This is a genomic window from Enterobacter sp. DTU_2021_1002640_1_SI_PRY_ASU_LCPMC_013 (assembly GCF_032389435.1).
Taxonomy (GTDB): domain Bacteria; phylum Pseudomonadota; class Gammaproteobacteria; order Enterobacterales; family Enterobacteriaceae; genus Enterobacter; species Enterobacter hormaechei_C.
This window is the reverse complement of sequence record NZ_CP135594.1, coordinates 1,306,018-1,323,519: the sequence shown is the minus strand read 5'-3', so window position 1 is coordinate 1,323,519 and position 17,502 is coordinate 1,306,018. Positions and strand designations below refer to the sequence as shown.

Below are 17,502 nucleotides of genomic sequence, written 5' to 3'. Positions count from 1 at the left end.
GAGAGGGCCGGGGTGAGGGCATCAGCCCGCACCAAACACCACTTACGCGTTTTTCAGCACTTCGCTGACAATCTCTACCGCTTCTTTCTCAATCTGCTGACGGTGCTCAGCGCCGAGGAAACTTTCGCAATAGATTTTGTACGCATCTTCCGTACCGGATGGACGCGCGGCGAACCAGCCGTTTTCGGTCATCACCTTCAGTCCGCCGATCGATGCGCCGTTACCCGGTGCCGCCGTCAGGCGCGCGGTGATCGGATCGCCCGCCAGGGTGCTGGCGCTGACCATCTCAGGAGAGAGTTTGGACAGGGCCGCCTTCTGGGCAGAGGTCGCGCCGGCCTGAATACGGTTGTAGCTCGGCGCACCAAAGCGTTCAGCCAGCTCGTTGTAATGTTCCTGCGGGTTCTTACCGGTGACCGCGGTGATTTCCGCCGCCAGCAGGCACATGATGATGCCGTCTTTATCGGTTGACCATGGGGTGCCGTCGAAGCGCAGGAAGGATGCCCCCGCGCTCTCTTCACCGCCAAAACCGAAGCTGCCGTCGTGCAGACCATCAACGAACCACTTGAAGCCCACCGGCACTTCCACCAGCTTGCGGCCCAGCGCGTCGACGACGCGGTCGATCATCGCGGAGGAAACCAGGGTTTTACCCACGGCAACCTCTTTGCCCCACTGCGGACGGTGCTGGAACAGGTAGTTAATGGCGACGGCCAGGTAGTGGTTCGGGTTCATCAGCCCTGCCGGGGTAACGATACCGTGGCGGTCGTAATCCGGGTCGTTAGCAAACGCCAGATCGAATTTGTCGCGCAGCGCCAGCAGGCCCGCCATCGCGCACTCGGAGGAGCAGTCCATGCGGATCGCGCCGTCTTTATCCAGGTGCATAAAGCGGAAGGTCTGATCGACGTGATCGTTCACGATGGTCAGATCCAGCTTGTAGTGCTCGGCAATGCGTTTCCAGTATTCAATACCGGAGCCGCCCAGTGGATCCACGCCCAGCTTCAGACCGGCTTTCTGGATAGCGGCCATATCGACGATATCCGCCAGCCCTTCCACGAACGGCTGCACCAGATCCTGCTCTTTCACGTGGCCGGAGGCCATGGCTTCATCCAGCGAGATGCGTTTCACACCGTTCAGACCGTTAGCCAGTAACGCGTTGGCACGATCTTCCACCACTTTCGTGACGTTGGTATCCGCCGGGCCACCGTTAGGTGGGTTGTACTTGATGCCGCCATCTTCCGGTGGGTTGTGGGAAGGGGTGATCACAATGCCGTCAGCCTGCGCGCCACCTTTTTTGTTGTGTACCAGAATAGCGTTAGAAACCGCTGGCGTTGGCGTAAAACCGTTGTTCTCCTGAACAATCACGTCTACGCCGTTCGCCGCCAGCACTTCCAGCACGGAGATAAAAGCAGGTTCAGACAGGGCGTGGGTATCTTTCCCTACATAGCACGGACCGGTGACGCCATTTTTGGCGCGCTCTTCCGCGATGGCCTGAGCAATGGCCAGAATGTGCGGTTCGTTAAAGCTGTGGCGCGCCGCACTACCGCGGTGGCCAGATGTACCAAACTTCACTGCGTGTTCTGCGTTGCCCACCACCGGCTTCAGCACGTAGTACTGCGCGGTCAGTTGAGCGACGTTAATCAAATCGCGTTGTTGTGCAGGTTGTCCTGCACGGCTGTGATTTGCCATTGCCTGGTCCTTCTGATGCAAGGGTTAAATTGTACCGCAAACCTTTTCGATCAATTCCGCCGGGAACTGCATGGACTGCATGATATGTTCGATCATGCTGCACTTACGGCCCGTATTGGTGTTGGTGATCACCCAGTATGGTGTACCGGGAACGTGTTTGGGTTTGGTTTGGTTGCCATTTTGCAGCAGGGTCTGCTCGTCGCCTGCGAAGTAAACGCGCGTGCGACCGTGCAGCGACTCTGTCGCTTCTGCAAATGCGTTGTTATCCAGTGAATAAAGTGTAGACAGCACCAGCATAAAGCGGTTAACCGCCTTTTTCTGCTCGGCATATTCATCGGACAGCAGCAGCTCGCGCATCGCGCGCACTTTGTCTTTTGCCGGCATGACGGCAGGTTTTACTTGTGCAACAACGCTCGGCTGAGACACGACATCTTTAGTGACAGGAGTGGGCTGTGAGGCGGCGGAAATTTTAAGCATGCGCCGTAAAATGTCGGACGCGCTCTCCCCAATATGCCGCGTCTGGCTGGCAATATACTGATAGAGTTCGTCATCAACTTCGATTGTTTTCATCTTAATCCAGTGCGATATCTTATCTGAATACAAGTCGTTGAGATTATAAGGTCAAATCCCAACAGCGGATAGCGTCAAACCAGGTTGGCGGCAAAAGTCAGATTAAACTGGATCCTTGCCCCCGGGCGGCAGAATGGTCAACATGATACCCTAACCTGACAAACCTAAAAAAAGAACTTTGCCATGAAATTGAATACCCGAGCGCAAACTGCACAATCGCCGAACAATAATTCTCCCATCGTACTGGTTCACGGCCTGTTTGGTAGCCTGGATAATCTGGGCGTGCTGGCGCGCGATTTAGTGACCGATCACGCGATCCTCCAGGTTGATATGCGCAATCACGGTCTTTCTGGGCGCTCGGAGGAGATGACCTACGCAGCCATGGCGCAGGATCTGCGGGACACCCTCGATGCGAATAATATCCAGAAAGCGACGCTTATCGGGCATTCAATGGGCGGCAAAGCGGTGATGGCGCTCACTGCGCTGGCCCCTGAGCGAATTTCCGGGCTGGTGGTCATCGACGTTGCGCCCGTCAATTACGACGTTCGCCGTCACGATGAGATTTTTACCGCCATCAATGCGGTCACCGAAGCGGGTGTCGCAACCCGCCAGCAGGCGGCTGCCGTTATGCGTGAGCATCTTGATGAGGAAGGCGTAGTTCAGTTCCTGCTGAAATCGTTTGTTGACGGACAATGGCGCTTTAACGTCCCGGTATTGTGGGATCAGTATTCGCATATTGTGGGCTGGGAAACCGTCCCCGCCTGGCCGCACCCTACCCTTTTTATTCGCGGCGGCAACTCCCCTTACGTCACTGATGCGTATCGTGACACGCTGCTGGCGCAATTCCCGCAGACTCGCGCTCACGTCATTGCCGGTGCCGGACACTGGGTACACGCGGAAAAACCGGATGCCGTCCTGCGCGCCATTCGCCGCTATCTTACTGATACAGCGAATTGATTAAAAAGCCAGCGACCGGAAGACGACGGGCTTCCAGTCGTTGGCGTGTGGATTTGGGTGATGTATGATGGCGCGCTTATCGCCCGGGCATTAGCAGGGCGGCGTGTTTCCCCCGAAGTCTCAGAATCATGGCCAAAGAACAAACGGACCGTACGACACTAGATCTGTTCGCGAATGAGCGTCGACCGGGACGACCGAAAACGAATCCGCTTTCGCGCGATGAACAGCTGCGTATCAATAAACGCAACCAGCTTAAACGCGATAAAAATCGTGGGCTTAAGCGTGTCGAACTGAAGCTGAATGCCGATGCCGTCGATGCGCTTAACGAGTTAGCTGACGCGCGCAACATCAGCCGCAGCGAACTGATCGAAGAGATGCTGATCGCCCAACTTGAGACGTTACGCGGCAAGGCGTGAGTCAGAAAATCCCCAATATTACCTTTTTCATGTAGCACAGAGTGCAGTCCTGCGTGATAGCTGTTTCCGCAGGGTTGCCTGTTCTGCTATTATTGCCCTTATCCGTGGACAATTTTCGCCACCATACCATTAAGTTTCAAGAGGTTATTTTACTCATGGCAATCATCGGCATTTTCTTTGGCAGTGATACCGGCAATACTGAAAATATCGCAAAAAACATTCAAAAACAGCTCGGTAAAGACGTTGCTGATGTGCATGACATCGCCAAGAGCAGCAAAGAAGATCTCGAGGGCTATGACATCCTGCTGCTGGGCATCCCGACCTGGTACTACGGTGAAGCACAGTGTGACTGGGACGATTTCTTCCCGACGCTGGAAGAAGTAGACTTCAACGGCAAGCTGGTTGCCCTGTTTGGCTGTGGCGATCAGGAAGACTATGCTGAGTATTTCTGTGATGCGCTGGGCACTATTCGCGACATCATTGAGCCACGCGGTGCGGCGATCGTCGGTCACTGGCCAACGGCGGGTTACCATTTCGAAGCGTCCAAAGGTCTGGCAGATGACGATCACTTCGTTGGCCTGGCCATTGATGAAGACCGTCAGCCAGAGCTGACCGCTGAGCGTGTAGAAAAATGGGTTAAGCAGGTTCGTGAAGAGCTGAACCTGGACGATATCCTTAACGCCTGATATCTCTGCGGCGCAACTCCGGTTGCGCCCGTTTTCCAGGTAAAACCGATTAAATTAATTGCTACAAACTTTTAACTTTTTCGCCCAGACCTGTACAATATCCCCCTGGTAAAAAGTGGGTGCCATCGAACAAGTTTGTTGGTGATACCACGTTTTTATAAGCATACTTTGCTTGAGACTTGCAGTTTTCATTTAGCCATGGCAGTTCTATAATGAGACGCATTATCCCAAGTGCATTTTCTGTCACTTCTTCTTTTGAAGTGAATCGTTTAGCAACAGGACAGATTCCGCATGACTGACAACAATACCGCATTAAAGAAAGCTGGCCTGAAAGTAACGCTTCCTCGGTTAAAAATCCTTGAAGTGCTTCAGGGGCCAGACAATCACCATGTCAGTGCGGAAGACCTTTATAAGCGTCTTATCGATATGGGTGAAGAGATTGGGCTGGCAACCGTCTATCGTGTGCTGAACCAGTTTGATGACGCGGGCATTGTTACTCGTCATAATTTCGAAGGCGGTAAATCCGTGTTCGAGCTGACTCAGCAGCATCACCACGATCACCTGATCTGCCTCGACTGTGGCAAGGTCATTGAATTTAGCGATGATTCCATTGAATCACGCCAGCGTGAAATCGCCGCCCGTCATGGCATCCGCCTGACCAACCACAGCCTGTACCTGTACGGTCACTGCGCTGAAGGCGATTGCCGCGAAGACGACCACGCGCACGACGCGAAATAATATCGTGTTCATACTCTGAGCCAGCCGTAAGGTTGGCTTTTTTTTGCCTGAAAAAAGCCCGGTGGCGCTGCGCTTACCGGGCCTACGGGCTGTGACACCGTTGTAGGCCCGGTAAGCGCAGCGCCACCGGGCGTAAAGCAACTTATTTATTGTTATTGCGTATCTCGTCCCAAATCTTATCGCAACGCTTCGCCACTTCCTGATCGTTACCGCTTTTCCGCGCCTGGATACAGGCTTGATAATCCATCACGCGAACATTTTCCTGCGTCGCAAACTGCTCATGCGCTTTCTCTTTTTTCAGCACATTCAGCACGCTCTGGCAGGCTTCAATCTTCTCTGGCGATCCTTGTGCTGTATTGATGCAGGCGCTATACGCCTCCTTCAGACGGGAGTCTTCTTTCTGCGCCTGATCCTGCGCACACGCCACCAGCCCCGATGCCAGCAGCGCAACGATTACCATTTTTTTCATCATATGCAGTCTCCATGCTGGCGGGATTTCGCCCGCCAGCGTGTTCATCAGAAGATTGTGAATGGCGCAATGACCATGAATTTCACGTCACGTTCATCCTGGAAGATGTTGCCGTAACCGCCCGCGTAGCTCGGGATATCGGAGTGGTTGTCATACTGGGTGAAGTGCAGTTTGAACATCGTGCCTTTCGCACGGCCCTCCTGAAGGGTGTAAATCGCATCCAGGCTGTATGAAGACTCTTTCAGACGGTAGTTCGGATCGTAGTAGGCGTCTGGCGTAGCCATATCTGCTGGCTTCGCGTCCCAGGCGTACGCGTAGGACGCACCCACCGCCCAGCCAGGCAGGTTCCAGTTCTTCAGGTCATACATTGCGCCGAAGAAGACCGCCTTTTCGCCGTCGGCGTTGAAGTCAGAGCGGTTATCCCACCAGATATCCAGACGACCATTGGAAGAGGCGTAGGTTGGCGTCATACGTTGCAGGAAGTAGCCCTGCTGCCCTTCTGCCTTGACCCATGTTCCCTCCAGACGTAAATCAACCTGACCTACCTTGTAGCCGAAGGTCAACGCCTGTAACCACGCGGTGCCGTCATAGATATCATTTACGCTGCCATCACTGACTTTGTCGCGCGTACCGTAGAACTGATAGCTGGTGCTCAGCGGGCTACCCGCGATATCAAATTTGTAGCTGGCTTTAGCAAAGTACTGATCGATATAGCCTTCAGCCTGACCAAAAGCAGCTTCCAGCACCAGATCGTTTTTGAAGTCGTACTTCGCCCCCAGCGAGTGGAGATAATCAACTTTGGTTTTTTTATCGTTCTGATAGAACTTGTCCATCTCAATGTGCCACGGCGCTTTGTACTCGTTGGTCCACATATAGGAGAAGCTCAACGCCCCCGCATCGCCGTAGTCAAAATTAGCACCGGCTTCCGCACCCTGATAGGTGCCTGGCATAAAGCTCCAGTGCGGTGCTAACAGCGTCTGACCGGTTGGCTGGATATAACCTCCACGCGCCCAGACCGGACCATATTTGAATTTTGCAGCCGCTTTATACAGGCTGATTCCGCTTTTATCGCCGGACCAGTCTTCGTCGTAGGCTTTATTGCTGGAGGAGAACGCAATTTCGTTCGGATGGCCGCTGTCGCCATTTTCGGCCATTTCAATTGCGGTGAACGCTGCAATATCGATCCCGAACATATCGGCGGCATATCCCGACTGGAAATCAAGGTTGGCGTTCCAGGTCGAGTGAGAAAGGTTGGTTTTGTATTTATCTTCAGTGACGTCTTTACGGTCACGCTCACGCTGCCAGTAATAAATACCGCCCGTGAGGGTGGAATCTTCGATGAAACCTGCTGCTTTTGCCTCTGGCGCAACCACCAGGCCTGACATTGCTGTCACACCGGCGATAGCCAGCGCCAGCGCACTACGTTTGCCACTAAACGTACGCATATGTTTATCCTCTTTGACGTATAAATTGCTGTTACCAAAGGCAAACAGCGAAAAAATAAAATGAAAAAGTAGCGTTGAGAAAAACCTCGTTGACTACAATGGTTAGACTATTTTTCGCGACGCGAATTATCAATCTCTTTCTGTAACGGGAATGTAAGAATATGAGCAACCGCACATATTTCATCGTTTTCTGTTACATTTCATTCATAACTTCAAAAATGCGGGCGTTTGACAAAAAACCTTTTATTTCCATAAACATGTAATCGGTTTCATCGTTTAAACATTTGAGATGTTTATTTTTTAATTGAAATCATTTATGAAAATAATAAATTTTGAATTGTTATTAATTCGCTGCGCAAAGCGGGTTCTCCCTTACTCTGACAGTACCCGTTAAAGGATGTGAGATTGCTCGCTTTTTCTAAATTAACCGTCTGTTTTTACTGATTCTCGTCTTGACGCTGCCAAAAGACCTCATTAATTATGTGGTCAGGTTATACGTATAAGTTGGCGCACATATGGCAAAAAGAATGACGCAACGCGATGTCGCTGCACTGGCGGGAGTTTCTCAGGCGGTGGTCTCAGTAGTGTTAGGCATGGGAAAACACGCCTATCCCCAGGAGACAGTTGCCAGAGTGGAAAACGCGGCGAAACAACTGGGCTATGTACCAAACCGCTTCGCCCAGGCATTGAAAACCAATAAAACACTGTCCGTGGCCTGTATTGTTCCGGACATTGCCAACCCGTTTTATGCCTCGCTGATACGCGGGGTGCAATCGGTGATGGATGCCCATCGTTACGATGTCATCGTTGCCAGTACCGATACCGTGCGGGAAAGGGAACTGCATTTTCTGAACTGGTCGGCTCAGGGGCGCGTCGATGCCGTAGTTGGCACTTTTTTTCATGCCGGCGTTAATGACTTTGAACCCTATCTGATGGCCGGTTTTCCCATCGTCCGGATTGAAGCGGAGAACAAAACCGCCGGGCATTTGCCGTTACACAATATTTTTATCGACAACACCGCTGCCGCCCGCCGCGCTGTCGAATATCTGCTGGCTCAGGGGCACAAACACATCTATATGATCGCAGGCGCTGGCGGCCCGGCTGGTGCCCGTGTGAAAGGCTATCAGCAGGCGATGGTGCAGGCTGGCCTTACGCCACAAATTCTTATGCAAGCAGATTTCTCAGAACCTACCAGCTATCAGTGCGCACGATCGCTTTTCCGCAATGTTCCTCGCCCGGACGCTATCTTTGCCGCCAACGATGTCATGGCTATCGGCGTGATGCGGGCGGCAAGAGAGACGGGAATAACCATTCCCGGGCAGCTTGCCGTGGTCGGTTTTGATGATATCCCCTCGGCCGGACTGGTCACCCCTTCCCTGACCACTGTCGCCCACTTTCCGGAACACATCGGACAAAAAGCCGGTGAAATCCTGATGAATCACCTGTCCGGGGAACAGGCTTCACCGGGAAGCACAACCGAAATGCCCTACCGCCTGGTAAAAAGGGAATCCGCCTGACTGGCGATTAATTACAGAGAAAAGGATGAAAAAATGGAATTACCTTCAGATTATTACCAGCGCGTTTACGCTGGGGTATTAGGGAAATTGATCGGCGTGTATCTGGGTCGCCCTTTTGAAGGCTGGACCTGGCAGAAAATCATGCGGGAACTCGGGCCAATACGGTATTACGTTAATGAAAAATTCAATCGCCCCCTGGTGATTACCGATGACGACGTAGCCGGAACATTCACATTTATTCGCGCGCTTGAGGATTACGCGTTACCGCCAGACCTGACAGCCGAACAGATGGGGCACTGTTGGCTGAATTACATCATTGATAAGCGCACTATCCTCTGGTGGGGGGGTAATGGTAATTCAACAGAACATACGGCGTGGCTAAATCTTAAAAAGGGTATCCCTGCCCCGCTGAGTGGCGCTATCGCCACCAATAGCAAGACCATCGCAGAGCAAATCGGCGCGCAAATTTTCATTGATAGCTGGGCGCTCGTGGCTCCCGGCCAACCGCAACTGGCGGCGTCTCTGGCAAAAACAGCCGCCAGCGTGAGTCACGATGGGGAATCCGTTTATGCCGCCATGCTTTGGGCGGCAATGGAGTCACAGGCTTTTATCTGCCAGGACATCGAAAAACTGATTGCCACAGGCTTATCCGTTATCCCCCCAGATTCGCAAATTGCCATACTGGTCGCCGATGTCTGCCGCTGGCGCCAGGAGGATAACGACTGGCAGACGACGCGCCAGAAAATTGAAGACCACTACGGCTACCATAAATATCCCAGCAACTGCCATGTGATCCCCAACCACGCGTTGATGATTATGGCGATGCTCTACGCGCCGGACGATTTCCAGCAGTCCCAGTGCATCGTTAATACCTCCGGATGGGATACCGACTGCAATGCGGGCAACGTTGGCTGCCTGTCTGGAATTATGCTCGGGTTACAGGGTATTGACGCCGGCCCGGACTGGCGCGGTCCGTTGGCGGACAGAATGCTAATCTCTTCCGCGGACGGCGGTTTTTCCATCAACAACGCGGTACGCATTACGGATTATCTGGTGGATCTAGGCCATCAGATTGCCGGGCTTCCGCGCCCTGAACCGAAGAAAGGTGGGGCTCAATACCATTTCTCCCTGCCGGGAAGCGTACAGGGTTTTCGCTGGCTGAAGGAAGAGAATACCGCTCCGGTTGAGGTGAAAAACGAAGCCTGGCAGGGGCAGCAGATGCTGAGCATTCATTATCATCACCTCGCGCAGGGTCTTCAGGCCAGTGTGACCACGCAAACTTTTACCCCGCCGGAAATCGTGGAAATGCGCAGTTACGATCTCATGGCCACGCCACTGATCTACCCTGGACAACGCTTGCACGCTACGCTTATTGCCCCATCGGACAATATCTCGTCGCTTAACGTGCGGCTGTGCTATCGGGTCTATGACGATAACAATTGTCTGATCCCTTGCTACGGTGACACGCACCACGTTGCCCCAGGCGAAGAAATAACGCTCTCGCTGGATATCCCTGACTGTAAAGGCCAACCAATAGGTGAAATTGGCGTGACGCTGAGTACCGACGCCCGTATTGCCCGTGGTCGACTCCTTATCGACAGCATGCGCTGGGATGGCGTCCCGAAACTGACCCTGCGCAAACCCGCCGGAGAGAACGACTTCTGGTGGCGCTCATGGGTCAACGGAGTGGATCTCTTTTCCCGCCATTATCCAACCAGCTTTCGGATCTCAAAAGAATACGATGAGGGTTTAATCATTCACGGAACTCGCCAGTGGAATAACTATCGGGTGCAAAGTGACATCACGCTGCATTTGGGTGACTACGGTGGTCTGGCCTTCCGGGTAATGGACAAAGAGTCGCTAATCGATCACAAGGCGGTAAAAGCCCTGATAGAGAAACAAGGGGAAGCGTCTTTCTATGACGGCGTGTTGCGTATTGTCCGCACCGAAGACGGAAATGCATATACTGGCGTACCCATCAGCGCCTGGTTACAGGGGATCTGGTATCGAAAATCCGTACTGGCTAAGGCAGGGATTAGTGAGCCCAAAAACTGGGCCCAATTGCTGGATGCGGCGCGCAAGCTGACCAAAAGCGGTGATAAAAAATACGGTATCGCTCTGCCGACGGCAGAGAGTGTGATGACCGAGCAAACTTTTTCCCAGTTTGCGCTTTCAAATCATGCCAACGTATTTAATGCTGACGGCAAGGTCACCGTCAACTCACCGGAAATGCTCGCGTCGCTGAATTATTACCGCGATCTTTCCCGATACACGATGCCCGGCTCTAATAATGTTATGGAGATCAAAGACGCCTTTATGAACGAGACTGCACCGATGGCGGTCTATTCGACCTACATCCTGCCAGCTATCGCTCAGGAAGGTTCGCTGGCCGACCTCGGCTTTGTCGTTCCGACTGAAAAATCCTCTGCGGTGTATGGCGTAATCACTTCATTAACCATCACTACTGGGCAGAAGGAAGAAGAGACGGAAGCCGCTGAAAAATTCGTGTCATTTATGGAGCAAGCGGAAAATACCGCACAATGGGTATTAATGTCGCCAGGGGCGATGCTGCCGGTGACAAAAGCCGTTGCTGCACACACCGTTTACAAAGATAACCCGGCTATTAAAGCCTTTGGCGATCTGACGACTCAACTGATTGCTCAGTATCCGCATATGCAGGTCTTTGGTTCCGTCGGTGAGAAGAATTTCACCGGGATGGGGGATGTCACCGGCTCCGCTATTCTCAGTGAAATGGTCAATCAGGTGACAGTAGGAAAACAGGAGACGGCCCCCGCGCTGGAACGCAGCCAGCAACGAGTAGCTGAACTTTTGCAACGCCATTAACCCTCAAAAAAACGCCGCATTACGCGGCGTTTGTTTCTCATTGACCAGGCCAGCGTTATTATTCGCCGATCTTAGTCCAGGTATCACGCAGACCGACGGTACGGTTAAATACCGGTTTTTCCGCCGTGCTGTAACGGCTGTCCAGGCAGAAGTAGCCCTCACGTTCGAACTGGAACGCTTTACCGGCTTCAGCGGCTTTCAGAGACGGCTCGGCATAACCCTGCTTGATAATCAGCGACTCAGGGTTGATAACCGCCAGGAAGTCCTCCGCAGCGCCTGGGTTAGGCACGCTGAACAGACGATCGTAGAGACGGATCTCAACCGGCAGCGCATGCTGCGCGCTCACCCAGTGGATTACACCTTTCACTTTACGGCCATCCGCCGGATCTTTACTCAGCGTCTCTGCGTCGTACGTACAGAAGATGGTCGTGATGTTACCTTCCGCATCTTTCTCTACGCGCTCGGCTTTGATCACATAGGCGTTACGCAGACGCACTTCTTTGCCCAGCACCAGACGCTTGTACTGCTTGTTTGCTTCTTCGCGGAAGTCGGCGCGATCGATCCAGATTTCACCGCTGAACGGCACGTCGCGGGTGCCCATTTCCGGTTTGTTCGGATGGTTAGGCATCGAGACCAGTTCGCTTTCGCCCTGCGGATAGTTTTCGATGACCAGTTTCACTGGATCGATCACTGCCATCGCGCGCGGCGCGTTTTCGTTCAGGTCTTCACGAATGCAGGATTCCAGAGACGCCATTTCGATGGTGTTGTCCTGCTTGGTAACGCCGATGCGTTTGCAGAACTCACGAATGGACGCCGAGGTGTAGCCACGACGACGCAGGCCAGAGATGGTCGGCATACGCGGGTCGTCCCAGCCTTCAACGTGCTTGTCGGTGACCAGCAGGTTCAGCTTACGCTTGGACATCACGGTGTATTCCAGGTTCAGACGAGAGAACTCGTACTGACGCGGATGCACAGGAATGGTGATGTTATCCAGCACCCAGTCGTACAGACGACGGTTGTCCTGGAATTCCAGCGTGCACAGAGAGTGCGTAATGCCTTCCAGCGCATCGCTGATGCAGTGGGTGAAGTCGTACATCGGGTAGATGCACCACTTGTTACCGGTCTGGTGGTGTTCAGCGAACTTAATGCGGTACAGCACCGGATCGCGCATCACGATGAACGGAGACGCCATATCGATTTTGGCACGCAGACACGCTTTACCTTCTTCGAAGCCACCGGCACGCATTTTTTCAAACAGCGCCAGGTTCTCTTCCACGCTACGATCGCGGAACGGGCTGTTTTTACCAGGCTGAGTCAGCGTACCGCGGTATTCACGGATTTCGTCAGCAGACAATTCGTCGACGTATGCCAGACCTTTGTTAATCAGTTCAACCGCATAGGCATACAGCTGATCGAAATAGTCTGAGGAGTAGCAGATATCGCCAGACCAGTTGAAGCCCAGCCATTGCACGTCGTTTTTAATCGACTCAACGTATTCGATGTCTTCTTTTACTGGGTTGGTGTCATCGAAACGCAGGTTGCACTGCCCCTGGTAATCTTGCGCAATACCAAAGTTCAGGCAGATCGATTTGGCGTGACCAATGTGCAGGTAGCCATTTGGCTCCGGCGGGAAACGCGTGTGGACTGTGGTGTGCTTACCACTGGCCAGATCTTCATCGATGATCTGACGAATAAAGTTACTCGGGCGGGCTTCTGCCTCACTCATCGTGGATTCCTCAAAGCGTAAACAACGTATAACGGCATATGATCTTATAAGCCGGACGTAGTGACAACCCTTAAAACGTCCCGGAAGAAAATAATGGGGGCAATTGCTGCAAAAAAAAGCGGCGGAGGATATCCCCCGCCGCTAAAGGCATAACTCTACTCAGGAGCGATTACTTGCCTTTAATCTCATACAGTGGCGTCTGGCCTGCAACCACCTGACCCTGCGCCTGGATCACCAGACCGCTGAAGTCGTCGATGTTGCTGCACACGACCGGGCTTATCATGGAGCGCGCGTTGGCATTCAGGAAGTCCAGATCCATTTCCAGAATCGGCTGACCTGCCGCCACTTCAGCACCCTCTTCCACCAGACGAGTAAAGCCCTGACCGTTCAGCGCAACGGTATCGATACCCATATGAACAACGATCTCCGCGCCTTTTTCCGTTTCCAGGCAGAACGCGTGGTTGGTGTTGAAGATTTTCACGATAGTACCGGCAGCCGGAGAGACCACGGTTTTGTCCGTTGGTTTCACCGCCACGCCGTCACCGACCGCTTTGCTGGCGAACGCTTCGTCAGGCACCTGCTCAAGCGCAACAACGTCACCTGTCACCGGAGAAACCAGCGCAGCGATGGTCACCGCGTTTGGCACAGCCTGCGGTTTTGCAACCGGCGCGTCAGCCACTGGCGCGTTATCCGTTGAGGCGGCAGCGACCGGCCCACGGGCAACCACTTTTTTCATTTCATCGCCGATAGATTCGGCTTTCGCACCCACGATAACCTGGATGGTTTGTTTGTTCAGTTTCACCACACCAGACGCACCCAGGCGTTTGCACATTGCATCGCTCACGCGTGCGGAGTCACCTACGGTCAGACGCAGACGGGTAATACAGGCATCGATCGCTTTCAGGTTGTCGGTGCCACCCACAGCGGCAATGTAGTTGGTTGCCAGCTGGGTTAAACCCTCTTCGGTATTGCTGTTGGCTTCACTGGTCACGACATCATCTTTCGTATCTTCGCGGCCCGGCGTCTTCAGGTTAAACATACGAATAACCGCGCTGAACAGAACGAAGTAGATAACGAAGAAGATCAGGCCCATCACCATCAGGATCCAGACGTTGCTGCTTGCCGCCGGCAGGTTGTACATCAACACATAGTCGATGGCGCCTGCGGAGAAGGAGAAGCCAGCATGGATCCCCAGAAGGGTGGCGACGAACAGGCTGATACCGGTCAGGATCGCGTGCATCAGATACAGCAGCGGAGCCAGGAACATGAACAGGAATTCCAGTGGCTCGGTCACGCCGGTCAGGAAGGCGGTGATCGCAACGGACAGCAGCATCCCGCCAACCATTGGGCGACGCGCTTTCGGCGCAGCCAGGTACATTGCCAGCGCCGCGCCAGGCAGACCAAACATCATGATTGGGAAGAAGCCAGACATGAACATGCCCGCGGTGCCGTCGCCTGCGTAGAAGCGGTTGATATCACCGTGGAATACCGCGCCGGCCGCGTTGGTGAACTCACCAATCTGGAACCAGGCGATGGTGTTCAGTACCTGATGCAGACCGGTTGGGATCAGCAGACGGTTAATGAAACCGAAGATGCCCGCGCCCATTGCGCCCGCAGACACGATCCACTCGCCACCCGCATGGATAGCATGCTGCACCGGTGGCCAAACGTAGCCAAAGATGGCGGCGAGGATCAGACAGAAAAAGCCCGTCGCAATCGGCACAAAACGTTTACCGCCGAAGAAGCTCAGGAAGTCAGGAAGTTTGATACCTGCCCAACGGTTGTACACGGCGCCACCCACCAGGCCGGTAATGATACCTGCCAGCACACCCATATTGATTTCAGGGTTGATGGTTACCATCGCTTTCGTGAGGATGAAGTAACCGACAGCCCCTGCCAGTGCCGCGGCACCAGCGCTGTCTTTTGACCAGCTTGACGCCACACCGATGGCGAAAATCAGCGCCAGGTTGTCAAAAATTGCGCCGCCTGCCTGGGCAATAAACGGCACGTTAAGAAGATCGGGTTGCCCGAATCGCAGCAGCAACGCTGCAACCGGTAGCACGGCGATAGGGAGCTGCAAAGCCCTACCGAGGCGCTGGAAAAAACCTAAAATATTCATCCTATTCCCCCTACGAGACCCTTTGTTAAGACTCGCGCATAAACTATGTTTTTATTGTGTCACGAACGATAGATACAGTTGATGATTCACTGGCAGTGTGAGTGTGTGAAAAATTAATTCGTATCGCAAATTAAACACCTATTTTTTGTGATTATTGTCACCAAATATCGTATTAAACCCTCCCTTTCACTGGCTAACGACGAAAACTTATTTTATCATTCAAAAAATCAAGACGGATTGATCCGGCCTGAAAGGTTCCAGGTTACGCTTAGTTCAGGTTGCACTAATCATCCGCCCACTTTTACTTAAACTTTAGAGGTGAATAATGAGACTGATTCCCCTGGCAACAGCTGAACAAGTCGGAAAATGGGCTGCTCGTCATATCGTTAATCGCATCAACGCGTTCAAACCAACAGCCGATCGTCCTTTCGTTCTCGGTCTTCCAACCGGTGGCACGCCCCTGACCGCGTATAAAGCTCTGGTTGAAATGCACAAAGCGGGCCAGGTTAGCTTTAAACACGTTGTGACCTTCAACATGGACGAATATGTCGGCCTGCCGAAGGAACATCCGGAAAGTTACCACAGCTTTATGCACCGTAATTTCTTCGATCACGTTGATATTCCGGCTGAAAACATTAACCTGCTGAATGGAAACGCGCCTGATATTGACGCAGAATGCCGTCAGTATGAAGAAAAAATCCGTTCCTACGGTAAAATCCACCTGTTTATGGGCGGCGTAGGCAATGATGGTCATATCGCGTTCAACGAACCGGCATCTTCACTGGCTTCCCGTACCCGTATTAAAACGCTGACCCATGATACGCGCGTGGCTAACTCCCGCTTCTTTGACGGCGACGTCAATCAGGTGCCTAAATACGCGCTGACCGTAGGCGTGGGCACGCTGCTGGATGCCGAAGAAGTGATGATTCTGGTGCTGGGCGCGGTGAAAGCGCAAGCGCTTCAGGCTGCCGTTGAAGGCAACGTGAACCATATGTGGACGATCAGCTGCTTACAGCTGCATCCAAAAGCGGTTGTCGTGTGTGACGAACCGTCCACCATGGAGCTGAAAGTGAAAACGCTGAAATACTTCAACGAGCTGGAAGCTGAGAACATCAAAGGTCTGTAATTGAATAACCGCCTCTTTATATCCGGGGCGGTCGCTTTTTTAACCGGGGGTCGATATGTACGCTTTAACCCACGGTCGGATTTATACCGGCCATGAAATTCTGGATGACCATGCGATTGTAATCGCCAATGGCCTGATTGAACGTGTTTGCCCGCTGGCGGAACTGCCGCCGGAGATCGAACAGCGTTCCCTCAATGGAGCAGTAATCTCCCCCGGTTTCATCGACTTACAGCTCAACGGCTGCGGCGGTGTCCAGTTTAACGATACCGCAGAGGCGGTATCGGTTGAAACGCTGGAAATCATGCAAAAAGCCAACGAGAAATCGGGCTGCACCAGCTATCTGCCAACGCTGATCACCAGCAGCGATGACCTGATGAAACAGGGTATCCGCGTCATGCGCAAATACCTGGCAAAACATCCGAATCAGGCGCTGGGCCTGCACCTGGAAGGACCATGGCTGAATATGGTCAAGAAAGGCACCCATAACCCAAACTACGTGCGCAAACCGGATGCCGAGCTGGTGGATTACATGTGCGCCAATGCCGATGTGATCACCAAAGTAACGCTGGCCCCGGAAATGACCGGCACGGACGTTATCAGCAAACTGGCCGCCGCCGGGATTGTGGTGTCTGCGGGCCATTCGAACGCGACGCTGAAAGAGGCGAAGGCCGGTTTCCGCGCAGGCATTACGTTTGCCACACACCTTTATAACGCGATGCCCTATATTACTGGCCGCGAACCGGGACTGGTTGGCGCAATTCTGGATGAACCAGACGTCTACTGCGGCATTATCGCCGACGGCTTGCATGTCGATTACACCAACATCCGCAACGCCAAGCGTCTGAAAGGCGACAAGCTCTGCCTGGTGACGGATGCTACCGCTCCGGCAGGAGCGAATATTGAGCAGTTCATTTTTGCTGGTAAAACAATATACTACCGGAATGGACTGTGTGTGGATGAGAACGGCACGCTGAGCGGTTCTTCTCTGACGATGATCGAAGGGGTACGTAACCTCGTTGAACATTGCGGCATCGCGCTTGAGGAAGTGCTGCGCATGGCCACGCTTTATCCGGCGCGCGCCATTGGCGTCGATAAACAGCTCGGCGGTATTGCGCCAGGTATGGTTGCAAACCTGACGGCGTTCACACACGATTATAAAATTATTAAGACCATCGTTAATGGTAACGAGGTCGTCACTGAGTAAGT

14 protein-coding genes and 1 pseudogene are annotated in these 17,502 nt (G+C 53.1%); 9 read left to right on the top strand and 6 right to left on the bottom strand.

Annotation, left to right across the window (positions count from 1 at the left end; translation table 11 throughout):
- Positions 1-42 precede the first annotated feature (42 nt).
- Positions 43-1,683: a phosphoglucomutase (alpha-D-glucose-1,6-bisphosphate-dependent) gene (gene pgm, locus RS584_RS06305; RefSeq protein WP_003858649.1), complete on the bottom strand. Its 1,641-nt coding sequence runs from the start codon at positions 1,681-1,683 to the stop codon at positions 43-45.
- Between the two features lie 24 nt (positions 1,684-1,707).
- Positions 1,708-2,253 (bottom strand): replication initiation negative regulator SeqA, encoded by a 546-nt coding sequence (gene seqA, locus RS584_RS06300; protein WP_003858650.1) that lies wholly within the window; start codon positions 2,251-2,253, stop codon positions 1,708-1,710.
- Positions 2,254-2,436: 183 nt separating this feature from the next.
- Between seqA and ybfF the strand changes: the two genes are divergently transcribed.
- The 4 genes from ybfF (at position 2,437) to fur (ending at position 5,050) form a co-directional block, all read left to right on the top strand.
- Positions 2,437-3,210, top strand: a complete 774-nt coding sequence (gene ybfF, locus RS584_RS06295; RefSeq protein WP_315749111.1) for an esterase — start codon at positions 2,437-2,439, stop codon at positions 3,208-3,210.
- Positions 3,211-3,338: 128 nt separating this feature from the next.
- Positions 3,339-3,626, top strand: coding sequence for a LexA regulated protein (gene ybfE, locus RS584_RS06290; RefSeq protein WP_003858652.1), 288 nt, complete (start codon positions 3,339-3,341; stop codon positions 3,624-3,626).
- 155 nt (positions 3,627-3,781) lie between these two features.
- Complete coding sequence (fldA, locus tag RS584_RS06285) at positions 3,782-4,312, top strand: flavodoxin FldA (protein WP_003858653.1); 531 nt, start codon at positions 3,782-3,784, stop codon at positions 4,310-4,312.
- Between the two features lie 291 nt (positions 4,313-4,603).
- Positions 4,604-5,050 (top strand): ferric iron uptake transcriptional regulator, encoded by a 447-nt coding sequence (gene fur / locus RS584_RS06280; RefSeq protein WP_010428651.1) that lies wholly within the window; start codon positions 4,604-4,606, stop codon positions 5,048-5,050.
- A 142-nt stretch (positions 5,051-5,192) separates the two neighbouring features.
- Here fur and chiQ read toward each other — a convergent pair whose 3' ends face one another.
- Both chiQ and chiP read right to left on the bottom strand, forming a co-directional pair.
- Positions 5,193-5,519 carry a ChiQ/YbfN family lipoprotein gene (gene chiQ, locus RS584_RS06275; protein ID WP_032102682.1) on the bottom strand — a complete coding sequence of 109 codons (327 nt, stop codon included), beginning with the start codon at positions 5,517-5,519 and terminating at the stop codon, positions 5,193-5,195.
- A gap of 47 nt (positions 5,520-5,566) precedes the next feature.
- Positions 5,567-6,964, bottom strand: coding sequence for a chitoporin ChiP (chiP, locus tag RS584_RS06270; protein ID WP_017694280.1), 1,398 nt, complete (start codon positions 6,962-6,964; stop codon positions 5,567-5,569).
- Positions 6,965-7,479: 515 nt separating this feature from the next.
- On the opposite strand from chiP, the gene RS584_RS06265 reads away from it, so the two are divergent.
- From RS584_RS06265 to RS584_RS06255, 3 genes and pseudogenes are all read left to right on the top strand, one after another.
- A complete protein-coding gene (locus tag RS584_RS06265; RefSeq protein WP_315749110.1) occupies positions 7,480-8,481 on the top strand; it encodes a LacI family DNA-binding transcriptional regulator in 1,002 nt (333 codons plus the stop codon).
- A gap of 33 nt (positions 8,482-8,514) precedes the next feature.
- A pseudogene (locus tag RS584_RS06260) lies at positions 8,515-9,375 on the top strand (ADP-ribosylglycohydrolase family protein); the annotation flags it as partial.
- A 951-nt stretch (positions 9,376-10,326) separates the two neighbouring features.
- Positions 10,327-11,325 carry an ABC transporter substrate-binding protein gene (locus RS584_RS06255; protein ID WP_315749925.1) on the top strand — a complete coding sequence of 333 codons (999 nt, stop codon included), beginning with the start codon at positions 10,327-10,329 and terminating at the stop codon, positions 11,323-11,325.
- 58 nt (positions 11,326-11,383) lie between these two features.
- On the opposite strand, the gene glnS is transcribed toward RS584_RS06255, so the two are convergent.
- Entirely contained in the window at positions 11,384-13,051 is a 1,668-nt protein-coding gene (glnS, locus tag RS584_RS06250) for a glutamine--tRNA ligase (RefSeq protein ID WP_254308509.1), read from the bottom strand.
- Positions 13,052-13,220: 169 nt separating this feature from the next.
- A complete protein-coding gene (gene nagE, locus RS584_RS06245; RefSeq protein WP_017382457.1) occupies positions 13,221-15,170 on the bottom strand; it encodes a PTS N-acetyl glucosamine transporter subunit IIABC in 1,950 nt (649 codons plus the stop codon).
- 325 nt (positions 15,171-15,495) lie between these two features.
- Here nagE and nagB point away from each other — a divergent pair, with 325 nt between their 5' ends.
- Positions 15,496-16,296 (top strand): glucosamine-6-phosphate deaminase, encoded by an 801-nt coding sequence (nagB, locus tag RS584_RS06240; RefSeq protein ID WP_003858663.1) that lies wholly within the window; start codon positions 15,496-15,498, stop codon positions 16,294-16,296.
- A 55-nt stretch (positions 16,297-16,351) separates the two neighbouring features.
- A complete protein-coding gene (nagA, locus tag RS584_RS06235) occupies positions 16,352-17,500 on the top strand; it encodes an N-acetylglucosamine-6-phosphate deacetylase (RefSeq protein WP_315749109.1) in 1,149 nt (382 codons plus the stop codon).
- Positions 17,501-17,502: the final 2 nt, after the last annotated feature.

What these genes read in the sequence shown, in the direction of transcription:
- RS584_RS06265 (WP_315749110.1), top strand. Translation starts at nt 7,480, where the DNA reads ATGGCAAAAAGAATGACGCAACGCGATGTCGCTGCACTGGCGGGAGTT.
- seqA (WP_003858650.1), bottom strand. Translation starts at nt 2,253, where the DNA reads ATGAAAACAATCGAAGTTGATGACGAACTCTATCAGTATATTGCCAGC.
- pgm (WP_003858649.1), bottom strand. Translation starts at nt 1,683, where the DNA reads ATGGCAAATCACAGCCGTGCAGGACAACCTGCACAACAACGCGATTTG.
- fur (WP_010428651.1), top strand. Translation starts at nt 4,604, where the DNA reads ATGACTGACAACAATACCGCATTAAAGAAAGCTGGCCTGAAAGTAACG.
- nagE (WP_017382457.1), bottom strand. Translation starts at nt 15,170, where the DNA reads ATGAATATTTTAGGTTTTTTCCAGCGCCTCGGTAGGGCTTTGCAGCTC.
- nagB (WP_003858663.1), top strand. Translation starts at nt 15,496, where the DNA reads ATGAGACTGATTCCCCTGGCAACAGCTGAACAAGTCGGAAAATGGGCT.
- RS584_RS06255 (WP_315749925.1), top strand. Translation starts at nt 10,327, where the DNA reads ATGGACAAAGAGTCGCTAATCGATCACAAGGCGGTAAAAGCCCTGATA.
- ybfF (WP_315749111.1), top strand. Translation starts at nt 2,437, where the DNA reads ATGAAATTGAATACCCGAGCGCAAACTGCACAATCGCCGAACAATAAT.
- fldA (WP_003858653.1), top strand. Translation starts at nt 3,782, where the DNA reads ATGGCAATCATCGGCATTTTCTTTGGCAGTGATACCGGCAATACTGAA.
- chiP (WP_017694280.1), bottom strand. Translation starts at nt 6,964, where the DNA reads ATGCGTACGTTTAGTGGCAAACGTAGTGCGCTGGCGCTGGCTATCGCC.
- glnS (WP_254308509.1), bottom strand. Translation starts at nt 13,051, where the DNA reads ATGAGTGAGGCAGAAGCCCGCCCGAGTAACTTTATTCGTCAGATCATC.
- chiQ (WP_032102682.1), bottom strand. Translation starts at nt 5,519, where the DNA reads ATGAAAAAAATGGTAATCGTTGCGCTGCTGGCATCGGGGCTGGTGGCG.
- nagA (WP_315749109.1), top strand. Translation starts at nt 16,352, where the DNA reads ATGTACGCTTTAACCCACGGTCGGATTTATACCGGCCATGAAATTCTG.
- ybfE (WP_003858652.1), top strand. Translation starts at nt 3,339, where the DNA reads ATGGCCAAAGAACAAACGGACCGTACGACACTAGATCTGTTCGCGAAT.